At 55.2% G+C, this 12,589-nt stretch carries 13 protein-coding genes and 1 pseudogene; 10 read left to right on the top strand and 4 right to left on the bottom strand.

Translation table 11 applies throughout. The annotated features are described in order from the left end of the window. Window positions 1–29: 29 nt before the first annotated feature. Window positions 30–212: a YodC family protein gene (locus EKL15_RS02170; protein ID WP_025303973.1), complete on the bottom strand. Its 183-nt coding sequence runs from the start codon at window positions 210–212 to the stop codon at window positions 30–32. 120 nt (window positions 213–332) lie between these two features. Between EKL15_RS02170 and EKL15_RS02165 the strand changes: the two genes are divergently transcribed. Then, complete coding sequence (locus EKL15_RS02165) at window positions 333–848, top strand: DUF1543 domain-containing protein (RefSeq protein WP_070913755.1); 516 nt, start codon at window positions 333–335, stop codon at window positions 846–848. Here EKL15_RS02165 and EKL15_RS02160 read toward each other — a convergent pair. Further along, window positions 843–1,769 (bottom strand): LysR substrate-binding domain-containing protein, encoded by a 927-nt coding sequence (locus tag EKL15_RS02160; protein WP_169318699.1) that lies wholly within the window; start codon window positions 1,767–1,769, stop codon window positions 843–845. The two genes, EKL15_RS02165 and EKL15_RS02160, sit on opposite strands and share 6 nt — an antisense overlap. Window positions 1,770–1,854: 85 nt before the next feature. On the opposite strand from EKL15_RS02160, the gene EKL15_RS02155 reads away from it, so the two are divergent. Further along, window positions 1,855–2,352, top strand: a complete 498-nt coding sequence (locus EKL15_RS02155; protein WP_033649791.1) for a GNAT family N-acetyltransferase — start codon at window positions 1,855–1,857, stop codon at window positions 2,350–2,352. A 61-nt stretch (window positions 2,353–2,413) separates the two neighbouring features. Here the strand turns inward: EKL15_RS02155 and EKL15_RS02150 are convergent, their stop codons facing one another. After that, window positions 2,414–3,148, bottom strand: a complete 735-nt coding sequence (locus EKL15_RS02150) for a bifunctional 2-polyprenyl-6-hydroxyphenol methylase/3-demethylubiquinol 3-O-methyltransferase UbiG (RefSeq protein WP_203088709.1) — start codon at window positions 3,146–3,148, stop codon at window positions 2,414–2,416. A 98-nt stretch (window positions 3,149–3,246) separates the two neighbouring features. Between EKL15_RS02150 and EKL15_RS02145 the strand changes: the two genes are divergently transcribed. From EKL15_RS02145 to EKL15_RS02135, 3 genes are all read left to right on the top strand, one after another. After that, on the top strand, window positions 3,247–3,699 hold the full coding sequence (locus tag EKL15_RS02145) for a GNAT family N-acetyltransferase (protein ID WP_149571756.1): 453 nt from the start codon (window positions 3,247–3,249) through the stop codon (window positions 3,697–3,699). A 112-nt stretch (window positions 3,700–3,811) separates the two neighbouring features. Then, window positions 3,812–4,228, top strand: coding sequence for a DUF2946 domain-containing protein (locus EKL15_RS02140; RefSeq protein ID WP_194243131.1), 417 nt, complete (start codon window positions 3,812–3,814; stop codon window positions 4,226–4,228). Window positions 4,229–4,299: 71 nt separating this feature from the next. Continuing rightward, the gene (locus tag EKL15_RS02135) at window positions 4,300–5,961 is read left to right on the top strand and encodes a DUF2534 family protein (RefSeq protein WP_203088707.1); all 1,662 of its coding nucleotides are present in this window, start codon (window positions 4,300–4,302) and stop codon (window positions 5,959–5,961) included. A gap of 263 nt (window positions 5,962–6,224) precedes the next feature. Here EKL15_RS02135 and EKL15_RS02130 read toward each other — a convergent pair. Next, a pseudogene (locus tag EKL15_RS02130) lies at window positions 6,225–6,344 on the bottom strand (transposase); the annotation flags it as partial. Window positions 6,345–6,921: 577 nt separating this feature from the next. Between EKL15_RS02130 and EKL15_RS02125 the strand changes: the two are divergent. The 5 genes from EKL15_RS02125 (at window position 6,922) to EKL15_RS02105 (ending at window position 12,572) form a co-directional block, all read left to right on the top strand. Then, the gene (locus EKL15_RS02125; RefSeq protein ID WP_072271062.1) at window positions 6,922–7,482 is read left to right on the top strand and encodes a tyrosine-type DNA invertase; all 561 of its coding nucleotides are present in this window, start codon (window positions 6,922–6,924) and stop codon (window positions 7,480–7,482) included. A gap of 430 nt (window positions 7,483–7,912) precedes the next feature. Then, complete coding sequence (gene fimA / locus EKL15_RS02120; protein WP_089186389.1) at window positions 7,913–8,461, top strand: type 1 fimbrial major subunit FimA; 549 nt, start codon at window positions 7,913–7,915, stop codon at window positions 8,459–8,461. Window positions 8,462–8,530: 69 nt separating this feature from the next. Further along, window positions 8,531–9,070 carry a fimbrial protein gene (locus EKL15_RS02115; protein ID WP_203088705.1) on the top strand — a complete coding sequence of 180 codons (540 nt, stop codon included), beginning with the start codon at window positions 8,531–8,533 and terminating at the stop codon, window positions 9,068–9,070. Between the two features lie 121 nt (window positions 9,071–9,191). Continuing rightward, window positions 9,192–9,863, top strand: a complete 672-nt coding sequence (locus EKL15_RS02110; RefSeq protein WP_060441104.1) for a fimbria/pilus periplasmic chaperone — start codon at window positions 9,192–9,194, stop codon at window positions 9,861–9,863. 117 nt (window positions 9,864–9,980) lie between these two features. Beyond that, window positions 9,981–12,572, top strand: coding sequence for a fimbrial biogenesis usher protein (locus EKL15_RS02105; protein ID WP_100397065.1), 2,592 nt, complete (start codon window positions 9,981–9,983; stop codon window positions 12,570–12,572). Window positions 12,573–12,589 lie beyond the last annotated feature (17 nt).

Here is a 12,589-nt window from a genome sequence, read left to right as displayed (position 1 = left end):
GATAACGGGGCGCGGTGCGCCCCGGTCATTCAGCAGACGCCGAAATCGCCGTCTTCGTGGTACAGCGCCACGTCGCTGGCCTGCACCTCCGTGCGCTGCTCTTTGCCCAGTTCATTCCAGCTGCAAACCAGGGTTTCACCGTCGATCGCCACCACGGTCATCTTTGGGCCGCCGGTGGTGCGTTGAACAAAATCACCGATATTGAATGCCATGCGTTCCTCCACAACAGATTAAACCTCACCTATTGATAACACAGAATGGCGCTGCCGTTGGCACGAGTTTCGTTATGTATTATTTTATATAGCGATTATCACCAAGGAGAGCAGAATAACATGCCGGGATTATTGATGTTTTATGTGGGCGGTACGGCGCCGGGCGCCAATATTGAGCTGCACGACGTGCAGTTCGCGGCGGCGGATCGGCCGGAAGAGGCGTATCCGTTGCTGCGTGAAAAGTGGTTCGGCGATAAGCGCAAGGTGCATGTCGACGGCTATGCGCGCATCGACTGGGCGGACGGTTACGACGTGAGCCTGGAGCCTGCGCCGTTCGCCGGTGAAGAGAAGCTGTTTTTCGTCAACGTGGGCGGCTACCGCAGCGATGAGCTGGCGGAATTGCACCAGTTCGGCCTGTTTGTGGCGCGTTCCGTCGACGAGGCGAAGGACAAAGCCAAACGGGTGCTGCTGACGGACAGCGCGCAGCAGCACAAGGATGACCTGGCCGAGGTGGACGACTGCCTGCTGTTGCAGGCGCTGCAGGGCTACCACGTGCATCTGCGGGCCAACCCGCACGGCAAACCGGCCCGGCCGCTGTGGCAGGGGTATCTGCCGATCGGCGAACCCGCGCTATAACGCCGCCAACGCCTGCAGCTGTTGCCGCAACCAGCGGCAGGCCTCTGGCCGGCCGTTCTTGCGGTGCAGGTAGATTTTGATCTGATACGGCGGCACCGGAAACGGCAGGGGGTGGATATCCAGCGCCGCCGCCTGCCGCAATTTTTGCGCGGCGTAGCGCGGCATGCTCATCACCAGTTCGCTGTCGGCGACGATGAACGGCGCTCCCAACAGCGAAGGCGTGCGGATGGCGATATCGCGCTGCAGCCCCAGCTTATCGAGCTGGTAGTCAATGACGCCGCGCTGTTCGTTCCACGGTGTCACCACCAGATGGCGCGCCCGCAGGTAGTTTTCCAGCGTCAGTTCGCCGTATTTTACGCTGAAGGCGGGTGAACAAATCGCCACATACTCATCCTCCAGCCAGTTCACCTCGTCGATCTCCGGGTAGCTTTCGCCGTCGGTTTCGGTAAAGCCCAGCGCGAAGTCGATGCGCCCCGCCAACAGATCGTTCAATGCTACCTTACGCTCGGAATAGCGCAGCTGGAACGACAGCCCCGGCGCCAGGCGTTGCATCTGCGCCATCAGCGCGGGAAACACCGCGAAGGCGGTGTAATCGGTAATGGCGAAGGTGAAGCTCTCCCGGCTTTCGGCGGGGACGAAGCGCGGGCGCGGATGCAGCCCTTTGGCCAGCAGCGCCAGGCTTTCGCTGACGGTCGGGGCCAGGCTGTCGGCATACACCGTCGGGTGCATGTCGTTGCCGACCCGGTAGAACAGTTCGTCCGCCAGCGCCTTGCGCAGCCGGATCAGCGCGTGGCTCAGCGCCGACGCGCTGAGGGCCAGCTCTGCTGCGGCGCGCGTCACCGATCGCAGCCGATAGACCGCTTCAAACACCAGCAGCAGGTTGAGATCGAGACGCTTCAAATCCAGATGCATAATATTCATTACCTGTTGATGAAAATGCAGTTCATACAGTATTTGAGGCGCGATATGCTGGCAAGCACAGTCATCAACACACTCAGGATTTGCCATGACCATCGAGATTTACCCGGCGCAAAAAAGCGACGCCAAACTGATTCTGGATATGATTATCGAGCTGGCAGTGTACGAAAAGGCGCGCGAGCAGGTGCTGGCCAGCGTGGAAGATATCGAACGCAGCCTGTTTGGGCCGGGCGCTTGTTCCGAAGCGCTGATTTGTACGGTGAACGGCGAGCCGGCGGGTTATGCGGTGTTCTTTATGAGTTACTCCACATGGCTAGGTAAAAACGGCATCTATCTGGAAGATCTGTACGTGGCGCCGAAGCATCGCGGCGCGGGCGCCGGTAAAAAGCTGCTGCGGCACATCGCCCAGTTGGCGTGCGAACGGCAGTGCGGCCGCCTGGAGTGGAGCGTGCTGGACTGGAACCAACCGGCCATCGATTTCTACCTCAGCATCGGCGCGCAGCCGCAGGGCGAGTGGGTGCGCTATCGTATGGAAGGCGAGGCGCTGACGCACTTCGCGGCGCACGGGGCGGCGCTGCCGGCATAATAGCCGTTGGGGGAGGCAGCCTCCCCAACTGTGGTGATGTGAACGGTTTACTGCGGATCAATCAGGCGGGTTTGCGGGCGGCGAGAATGAAGATCATCGGGCGCTCCTGCTCTTCGTCCAGCGCCGGATTAGCGGCGATTTGCTGCGCGCTGGGGCCCCATTCGTTCAAATGCAGGATGATAAACCCTTGCTGCGCCAGCGGGTTGATATAGCCGCCGAGCGTGCGGTGTTGCTTGATGACACCTTCCGCCAGCCAGTTGGAAACGCGCTGGCCTTCTCGCTGGTAGCCGTTCACCGGCCAGGATTTCTGCCTGTTGCCGTCGGTCAGCCAGCCCTGCTGCGCCGGGGCGGTGTAAATCGGGTGCTCGGCGGTGAAGATGAACTGCCCGCCGGGTTTCAACGCGGCGTAAACCGTGGCGAACAACGCGGCCAGATCCTCGAGGTAGTGCAGCGTCAGCGAGCTGTAGACCAGATCGTAACTTTCCGGCGGCAGCTGCAGCTGCGCCAAATCCTGCCGACGGTACTCGATGCCCGCGTCGGCGGTCATCTCCCGCGCCTTGGCCAGCATTTTTTCCGAAACGTCCAGCCCCAGCACGCTGGCTGCGCCCTGTTCGCGCGCGCTGCGGCAGAACCAGCCGTAGCCGCAGCCGAGATCGACCACGCTTTTGCCCTGCAAATCCGGCAGGATGCGGCGGATGGCGGGCCATTCCGGCGCGCCGTCCAGGCCGTGCTGCGAGCGGCTGAGCTGCGCATAGCCGTCGAAGAAGGCCTGATTGTCATAGATGTTTTGCGTCATGATGACTCCTTAGTGAATGACGGCGGCGGAATGCCGCTGCCAAACCGTGCATATTGCTGCATAATTCTACGCTGACAACATGAATAACGGGAATGACGATGGACATGATTTCGGTGCGGCAAGCGCCCGAGCTGGCGCCGCGCGCCATTGCGTATTTTCAGCGGCACTGGGCCACGGCAGAGACGCTGATGATGTATGAAGACGCCATCAACCGCAGCCTCGGCGCCGCCAACCCACTGCCGCAGTGGTACCTGCTGATGGAAAATGACCAGATCCTCGGCTGCGCGGGGCTCATCACCAACGACTTTATCAGCCGTGGGGAGTTGTATCCCTGGCTGTGCGCGCTCTATGTAGAGGAAGTGCAGCGCGGCCGTGGCTACGGCGCCAAACTGATTGAGCATGTGGCGGCGGAAACCCGCCGGTTGGGCTTCCCGCAGCTGCACCTGTGCACCGATCTGGAAGGGTACTACGAGCGTAGCGGCTTCGTTTATAACGGGCTCGGGTATCACCCCTGGGGCGAAGCCTCGCGGGTCTATTCGCGGGTGCTGTGATCGCCGCCGCCGGGGGCGCGTAAGACAAACCTGACTTTTTTTTCACCTCATCGCGCATCGCGGGTTACACTGGCCGCTTGTTCGCCACCGACCGGGTTAATTCGCCGCCGCGATGAGAGTGCCACGTCAGCTACAGCAACGCTTTACCGCCTGCATCGCCATTATGGCGGTGCTGTTGCTGTTTGTGGCGCCGGTGGTGTCGAAATCGCTGATGCACCACCCGATGATGGGCGGCATGATGCAAACGGACGCCGCCATGCCGCACGACATGCACGCGATGGCGATGCCCGCTGCCGAGCATGCCGGCCACCACGGCATGGATCCTGCGGAGATGATTTTCTGCGGCTATTGCGAGCTGCTGATCCACGTGCCGCTGCTGCTGTGGACATTCGTCCCGCTGCTGTGGCTGATGGCGCGCATCGCGCGCCTGCCTTGCGCGCCGCGCATCGTTTCTCCGCCCATTCGGCGCCTTATTCTGCGGCCGAGCCCGCGCGGGCCGCCCGGCCAACCGTTTTTCCCTATTGCTTGATCATGGGTAACGCCGTCCGTATCGCTGCGGACGGTTTGCCTGCGCGCACAGTTTGAAAAACGAGAAAGGCCATGTCTTCAATAACCAAAACTCCACCTGCCGCATCGCCGCGTGGCGCGATGCTGAACCTGATCAGACGGCTGCATTTTTATATCGGCCTGCTGGTCGCTCCTTTTATTCTGGTCGCTGCATTGACCGGCACGCTGTATGTGTTGACGCCGCAGCTTGAAGAGGCGCTGTATCGCGATGCGCTTTTCACCGAACCGCACGGGCAGGCGAGATCGCTGGCTGACCAGATCGCCGCCGCCCGCCGCGCGGTGGGTGACGAGGCGCGCATTTACGCCGTGCGCCCGGCACCCGGCGCAATGGACACCACGCGCGTACAGGTCGCGGGCGCCGATCTGGGCGCTTCCGAGTCGCGCGCGCTGTTTGTCGATCCTTATACCCTGGCGATCAAGGGCGATATGACGGTGTACGGCACCTCCGGCGTGCTGCCGCTGCGCACCTGGCTGGATAAGTTGCACAGCAGCCTGCTGCTCGGCGATCTGGGGCGCAACTACAGCGAGCTGGCGGCCTCCTGGCTGTGGGTGGCCGCGCTGGGCGGCGTGGCGCTGTGGCTGGCGACGCGGCCGAAGCGCAAGCTGAAAAGGGCGAAAGGGGGCTTCGCCGCCAGCCGCCATTGGCATATCACGCTGGGCGTGGCGTTGCTGGCCGGGCTGCTGTTCTTCTCGGCTACCGGGCTGACCTGGTCGCAGTGGGCCGGCGGCAACATCGACGCGCTGCGGGCCAACCTGGGCTGGCTGACGCCGCAGGTCAACACCAGCTTGCAGGCCGATGCTCCGCAGACGCCGGCCGATCCGCACGCCGAGCACCGCGGGATGATGCCGGGCATGAAGATGGGGCCTGCCGCGCAGAGCAATGCGCTAAACGGCGACTGGGATCGGGCGCTGCACGCTGCGCGCGCCGCTGGAATAGGCGCCGCCAAGGTCGAGCTGCGCCAGCCGAAAGGCGAGGGCAAAGCCTGGACGGTAACCGAAGTGGATCGCAGCTGGCCAACGCAGGTGGACGCGGTTGCCATCGCACCGCAAAGCTTCGCCGTCATCGATCAGGTGCGGTTCGACACCTTCCCGCTCATCGCCAAGCTGACCCGCTGGGGCATCGACGCCCACATGGGCATTCTGTTCGGCTTGCCGAATCAGCTGCTGCTGGCGGCGTTCGGCCTTGGGCTGTGCTTGATGATTGCGTTGGGTTACCGCATGTGGTGGAGTCGCCGCCCGGCGGCGGGGGCGCAGCATCCGGTGCATACGCTGGTCGCCGCCTGGCTGGCACTTTCCTTGCCGGCGCGTGCCGTCACGCTGCTGGTGGCTTCCGTACTGGGGTATTGCCTGCCGGTGATGGGCGTGAGCCTCGTGGCATTGCTACTGGTGGACGTGTGGCGCTGGCGCGGCCAACGGCAAAGCCACCGGGACGAAACGCCGGAAGCGGCCGCCCGCCGCGCCGAGGTGCGTAAGTTCCGCGCGGCGGTGGCGACCGTGGCGCTGGCGGTCGGCTGCGTGATGGGCCGAGCGATCCTTGGCGGCACCGTCGAGCAATTCCAACTGCCGATCGGCGCCTGGAGTGCCCAGATGGTGATCATGCAGAGCCTGATGGTGCTGCTGTATACGCTGGTGTTCACCCTGCTGCTTTCCATACCGCTGTGGTATTTCTTCCTGGGGGAGAAAGAGGGGCGGTGAGGGGCGTCCGGCATGCCTGCGGGCATGCCGGATATTTGGGAATGTGGCTTAAGCACGTATCAGCTCACCAAAGGGTAATCGCCACTGAAAGGAAGCGAACGATGACGTTTGAATAACGAAGGGACAAAGCGATAACCGCGAGGAAATTGCACAACAAAGAAACCTAATACCAGAAAATGTAAGCATACTCGTTTTATTTCCTCCTTAAAATATTTTATTTATTTAATATCATAGGGTGAATTCCCGCCGCGCTTTGCTTTTCAGTTGTAGTACGAGGCCTCAGATATTCCTGCTTCGCGGCAAACATTTTTGACGGTCCAATCTGCTTCGACGGAGTTCAGTACGAGGATGATCTGATGCTCAGTAAAATGGGCTTTGCGCATGATGATCTCTTTAAAGGACACATTCTATATGCCGAAAGATCTCTAAAATTGAATAATTCGATTTACTGGATGCTTACACTTGCACAGGAGCTTTGAAATTTTCACTTCAGCCACTTCCACACCACACAATCTTTTTGTGCTCAGTATATGAGATAAATAGAAGAACGTATTAGTGGATCACCCAGGTCGCAGTGTATTAGCCAACGACGCGAACAGGTCAATGCTGATGTGAAATGCATTCTTAGTCGGGTTTAATAGACGGGAGAGTGATAAGTAGTATGTATAGTCATTTTTATTGACATGATGAAATCAGATGTTTCCATATTGGAATGTGATTCGTTTTTTATTTAAAAGTTATTATGCATGGAAAAGATAGCTTGAAAAATAGATGGTGTCCGCAATTAAGTTATGTCGTTCAATAAATAGGCTGTGATATTAATACACGGATTAAACCATCTTGATTTATACCTTAATTATATTGCCTAACTATGTTTCACTTGAGATAATACTATTGATATCAAGAAGCTTGAAAATCGACGGTAATTTTTCACACGGCCTAAAATATGGAGGTGTTTCTGTGAAGAAAAGAAAATATCTTACACAAAATGAAATAGATCGCTTGCTTGAGGCATCTCGTAAAGGAAGTTTCCCTAAGCGAGATGAGTGTTTTATTCAAATGTGTTTTATTCATGGTTTCAGGGTTAGTGAGCTCTGCCACTTAAAATTTTCGGATATCAATCTCATTGATAAAGTCGTGCACGTAAACAGGCTAAAAAGCGGCTTAAAAACAACGCATCCACTTTTGGCTTCAGAGATAAAGCTTCTAAAAGCTTGGCTAGAGGAAAGAGTAACATGGCGTGGCTGCGAATCACCTTGGATATTTCTCTCGCAAAAAGGCGGTCCTCTTTCTCGCCAACAAGTTTATAACATGATGAAGAAGTTCGGTTCCTTGGCAAGTATCGCCGTCTCTCTTAATCCACATATGTTGAGGCATTCATGCGGATATGCTTTGGCTAACAGGGGGACAGATACGCGGCTGATACAGGACTATTTGGGACATAGAAACATTCAACACACAGTGTTATATACCTCGAGCAATCATCGTCGGTTTGCAGAGGTTTGGCAAAAGGAATTGTAGAGGAATTAGTCAAAATGAACCAAATTGTAATTAGTTTCGTCTATAATTTGCGCCAAGTCAATTCTTCTTGGATTCTTTTTTTTAACAGAATATCCGCTTTTATTAGTTACCTAACTAGCCAACCGCAGCAGAAACATCTGAGAGTGCAAAATTCTTTGCAGTCGCAATCCATACTTTATCCATTCTTATATTATCCCATCAATCGCCTCTACAGCTTGTTTGACTACAATGCATATTTATTTCGAAACATTTAACTGGAATTATGCAAAAAACAATATTTAACTCCAAATGATACAATTTGGTTCATTTTGACTACTTTTTTTGTCTTTCCGTGTTCGATTTGGCGCGAGACAAACAGAAAAAATGCTCATTTGAATCAAGTTGTTATGCCAATTATTGGCCTTTTACCAAGACATGGAGTTTTGAACTTATGCGTAAGATCCGTCTTATCAACACCTTGATTGCCGCCTCTCTGATGACTGCTGGCCTGGCTCATGCAGCAACTACTACCGTTAACGGTGGTACCGTTCACTTTAAAGGTGAAGTAGTTAACGCTGCTTGCGCCGTTGATGCCGGTTCTGTAGACCAAACCGTCCAGCTGGGCCAGGTCAAAACTGCCACGCTGAGCGAGGCGGGTAAAACCAGCTCTGCTGTAGGCTTCAACATTCAGCTGAACGATTGCGATACCACCGTTGCTACCAAAGCGGCCATTGCATTCTCTGGTGTTGCTGTCAATGCTGAGAACCCAACTGCTCTGGCACTGGAAAGCTCCTCTGCGGGTGGTGCTACCAACGTGGGTGTGCAGGTGCTGGACAGTGCAGGCAAAGCGCTGGCATTCGACGGTGCAACCTTCAGTACTGCTGCCACTCTGACTGACGGTACCAACACTCTGCCATTCCAGGCGCGTTACATCGCCACCGGTGCTGCCACTCCTGGTACTGCCAACGCGAACGCCAACTTTAAAGTTCAGTACCAGTAATACCGGTCTGCAAGGATGCTTAATCAGGCCAGGACGGCCTGTTTTCAGCTATCGAAGAGGGAATAAGCGATGCTCAAAACCAGACTGGGACTCTGCCTGCTTTTCATTGCTCCTCTGTCTATCGCCGGCAACAAGTGGAACGTCACGCTTCCTGGAGGACAGATGCGCTTTCAGGGGGAGCTCATCGCTGAAGCCTGTACGGTTGAGGCGGGTGACAGGCAACTGGTTGTTCGCATGGGACAGGTTAGCAGTAACCGTTTCAAGGATGCAGGGGATGACGCCGATCCGGTGCCGTTCAGTTTGCATCTCCAGGATTGTAATCCCAATGTCAGCGATCGCGTCGGTATCGTCTTTCACGGCGTAACCGATGGCAAAAACCCTGATGTTCTGTCGGTTGGCGAAGGCGAGGGAATTGCGTCTGGCGTCGGCATCGCCCTGTTCGATGAACAGGGGCAACTCATACCCATTAATTCAGAACCTCAGTCTTGGAAACCGCTGACTAAAGGAACGCGTATCTTGCAATTTGTTGCCAAATATCGGGCAACCGGCAATACGGTTATCGGTGGTGCTGCAAATGCCCAGGCTTGGTTCTCTTTGACATACCAATAAAACATTCGTTTTCGCGTATGAAACTTTTATCTCGGATGAGATAAGCGCGCGCAAAAGGTTAAAACGGCGGTTATCCGCCCAAGAGGTTAACGTGATTAAAATGAAAGCGACCGGAAACGTCATGGGTTCACTGCTGGCTTTGGCAGTCGTATTTTGTACTCCGCATGCTGAAGCGGGCGTGGCTCTTGGGGCAACACGCGTTATTTATCCGGCAGAACAGAAACAGGTCACTCTGGGTGTGAGCAACAATAATGATAAAGACACCTTTCTTATTCAATCCTGGGTCGAGAACGATGATGGTCAAAAAGAAGGCCGGTTCGTTATTACTCCGCCGTTGTTCCTCATGCAGGGGAAAAAAGAAAATACGCTGCGTATTATTGATGCAACCAATAACGCCTTGCCTAAAGACCGCGAAAGTCTTTTCTGGGTCAACGTCAAAGCCATTCCCTCTCTGGACAAGGCAAAACAGAAAGAAAATACGCTTCAACTGGCGATAACGAGCCGAATCAAATTGTTGTATCGCCCACAAAATCTCAGTATGGCGCCTGATCAGGCCCCCGGAAAACTGACGTTTAAACGCGATGCGAACACACTGGTACTGAATAATCCAACACCCTATTTTCTGACCGTCACGGAATTGAATGCCGGCACACGTTCATTAGCCAATGTCATGGTCCCGCCTATGGGGGAGGCAACGGTGAAACTGCCGGGCGATGCCGGCAGTGCAATTACATATCGCACGATTAATGATTACGGTGCGCTCACGTCTGTGATGAAAGGCACCTTGCAGTAACGATCTGAGTCATTCACTAAAACAATGGATTCAATAACGCAGGTAACGCAGCACCGGCATTGATGACGGCGTGCGGTAGCGACAAGTCACCTGGTTTATGGAGCAGGCACGGATAACATGAAAAAATACCACATCCGGGAACGGGCGCTAAACAAAGCAATGCTTACGCCGCTGGCATTGCTCTTGGTGGCTTTGACATTTTCCGCGCGCGCAGACAACTACTTCAATCCCCGGTTCCTGGCTGACGACCCGGCATCGGTTGCCGATCTCTCCAGTTTCGAAAAGGGGCTTGATGCGCCGCCGGGTACCTATCGTGTCGACATTTACATGAACGAGGGTTACGTGACGACGCGAGACATCACCTTTGATAAAAGTGATGACGGTAGCAAGCTGGAACCGTGTCTCACTCGCTCTCAGCTGGCTTCACTTGGCGTCAATACCTTGACTATTCCAGATATTGCCGTAATGAAGAGCACGGCCTGCGTGCCTTTCACACGGCTTATTGCTGATGCTGCAAGCTCATTCGATGTCGGTCGCCAGCGTCTTTCCATCAGCATTCCTCAGGCTTTCATGGGAAATCAGGCGAGAGGGTACATAGCTCCCGAGCTTTGGGATAATGGTATTACGGCCGGTTTGCTCAATTACAACTATACCGGCAGTGAAGTGCGCAGTCACAATGGCGGCACCCGCAATTACGCCTATCTCAATCTGCAAACGGGTCTCAACCTGGGGGCATGGCGCCTGCGGGATAACTCAACCTGGAGTTACAGCAGCGGCACGGGATATAACGAAAATCGCTGGCAACATGTCAATACCTGGCTTGAACGTGACATTGTATCCTGGCGCAGCCGGCTGACGATGGGTGATGGCTATACTGCGGGTGATATCTTTGAAGGTATCAACTTCCGCGGCCTTCAGGTTGCCACAGACGATAATATGCTGCCCGACAGTCAACGCGGCTTTGCTCCTGTTATACATGGAATAGCACGTGGTACCGCACGCGTATCGGTCAAGCAGAACGGATATGAAATATATCAGACCACGGTACCCGCCGGCGCATTCACTATCGGTGATCTGTATGCGGCAGGAAACAGTGGCGATCTGCAGGTGACGGTGAAAGAGGCGGATGGCTCCGTTCAGGTCTTTACCGTTCCCTTCTCATCCGTCCCGATGTTGCAGCGTGAAGGACAGGTGAAGTACGCGGTGACTGCAGGGCAGTTCCGCAGTGGTAATGAACAACAAGACAAGCCGAAGTTTTTCCAGGGAACGGCGCTTTGGGGATTACCCGATGGCTGGACGGTCTATGGCGGCACACGTGCCTCAAACGACTATCGTGCCTTTAACCTCGGGGTGGGAAAAAACCTGGGCTACCTCGGGGCGGTATCTTCAGATATTACGCAGGCGAATGCCACCTTGCCTGACGGCAGCAAGCATCAGGGACAATCTCTGCGTTTTCTCTATAACAAATCGCTCAATGAGTTAGGGACCAATTTCCAACTGGTCGGATACCGTTATTCTACTCGGGGCTTCTATTCTCTGGCCGACACCGCGTGGCGACGCATGAGCGGTTACTCCGTGATTAGTGAAGACGGGATCGTGAATATCAAACCAAAGCTGACGGATTATTACAATCTGAACTACAGCAAGCGCGGTCGTTTGCAGGCGACGGTGACGCAACAGGTTGGACGGACATCGACGATATACCTGACTGGCAGTCATCAAAGCTACTGGAATACCAGCCGTTCAGATGAACAGCTGCAGATTGGTTATAACAGCACCATTCAGGATATCAGCTGGAGCCTGAGTTATAGTCTGTCCAAAAATGCCTGGTCCGACGATAAAGACCAACTGCTTGCTTTCAACATTAATATTCCGTTCAGCCACTGGATGCGCTCGGATACCCGGTCAGTATTCCGAAATGCCAATGCCAGTTACAACACGTCGACAGACTTCAAGGGACGTACGACAAATACGGCCGGCCTTTACGGGACGCTGCTGGAAGATAACAACCTGAGTTATAGCGTGCAATCGGGCTATAACAGCGGCGGTAATGGTAACAGCGGCGCAACGGGTAACGCCGCGCTGAATTACCGCGGCGCTTACGGCAACGCCAACGTCGGTTATAGCCACAGCGGTGACTATAAGCAGATTTACTATGGTGCCAGTGGTGGCGTACTTGCCCACGAAAATGGCATCACCTTCAGCCAGCCACTCAATGACACCATGGTGCTTATCAAGGCGCCGGGGGCGAAACACGTTTCTGTCGAGAATCAAACAGGGGTGCGTACAGATTGGCGTGGTTATGCCGTGCTCCCTTATGCGATGGACTACCGCGAGAATCGGATATCCTTGAACACGAATACACTGGCGAACAACGTCGAACTGGAGGAACCGGTATTAAGCGTCGTTCCTACACGGGGAGCTGTCGTGCGTGCGGACTTCAAGGCCAAAGTCGGGCTGAAGGTTCTTATGACATTGACAAACAACGGCAAGCCAGTCCCGTTCGGCTCTGTAGCCTCTTACGGAGATGGTCAGTCAGGCAGCATCGTGGCAGATGGCGGGCAAGTTTACCTTACCGGCCTTGCGCCAAAAGGTACCGTCAACGTGAGGTGGGGCAATAGCGAAAATGAACGCTGCACGGCGACGTACAGTTTGCCGGCTGACAGTCAAAACCAGGCTTTGAGCTATGCCTCTGCCATTTGCCGGTGATAAGCAGGAGATGATGA

It is taken from the genome of Serratia sp. 4542 (genome assembly GCF_016805595.1).
Lineage (GTDB): Bacteria > Pseudomonadota > Gammaproteobacteria > Enterobacterales > Enterobacteriaceae > Serratia > Serratia nevei.
Note: the sequence above shows the minus strand (reverse complement) of the source record. Positions and strands in the feature narration are given on the sequence as shown.

What these genes read in the sequence shown, in the direction of transcription:
- fimA (WP_089186389.1), top strand. Translation starts at nt 7,913, where the DNA reads ATGCGTAAGATCCGTCTTATCAACACCTTGATTGCCGCCTCTCTGATG.
- EKL15_RS02105 (WP_100397065.1), top strand. Translation starts at nt 9,981, where the DNA reads ATGAAAAAATACCACATCCGGGAACGGGCGCTAAACAAAGCAATGCTT.
- EKL15_RS02145 (WP_149571756.1), top strand. Translation starts at nt 3,247, where the DNA reads ATGGACATGATTTCGGTGCGGCAAGCGCCCGAGCTGGCGCCGCGCGCC.
- EKL15_RS02150 (WP_203088709.1), bottom strand. Translation starts at nt 3,148, where the DNA reads ATGACGCAAAACATCTATGACAATCAGGCCTTCTTCGACGGCTATGCG.
- EKL15_RS02115 (WP_203088705.1), top strand. Translation starts at nt 8,531, where the DNA reads ATGCTCAAAACCAGACTGGGACTCTGCCTGCTTTTCATTGCTCCTCTG.
- EKL15_RS02170 (WP_025303973.1), bottom strand. Translation starts at nt 212, where the DNA reads ATGGCATTCAATATCGGTGATTTTGTTCAACGCACCACCGGCGGCCCA.
- EKL15_RS02165 (WP_070913755.1), top strand. Translation starts at nt 333, where the DNA reads ATGCCGGGATTATTGATGTTTTATGTGGGCGGTACGGCGCCGGGCGCC.
- EKL15_RS02140 (WP_194243131.1), top strand. Translation starts at nt 3,812, where the DNA reads ATGAGAGTGCCACGTCAGCTACAGCAACGCTTTACCGCCTGCATCGCC.
- EKL15_RS02110 (WP_060441104.1), top strand. Translation starts at nt 9,192, where the DNA reads ATGGGTTCACTGCTGGCTTTGGCAGTCGTATTTTGTACTCCGCATGCT.
- EKL15_RS02155 (WP_033649791.1), top strand. Translation starts at nt 1,855, where the DNA reads ATGACCATCGAGATTTACCCGGCGCAAAAAAGCGACGCCAAACTGATT.
- EKL15_RS02135 (WP_203088707.1), top strand. Translation starts at nt 4,300, where the DNA reads ATGTCTTCAATAACCAAAACTCCACCTGCCGCATCGCCGCGTGGCGCG.
- EKL15_RS02160 (WP_169318699.1), bottom strand. Translation starts at nt 1,769, where the DNA reads ATGAATATTATGCATCTGGATTTGAAGCGTCTCGATCTCAACCTGCTG.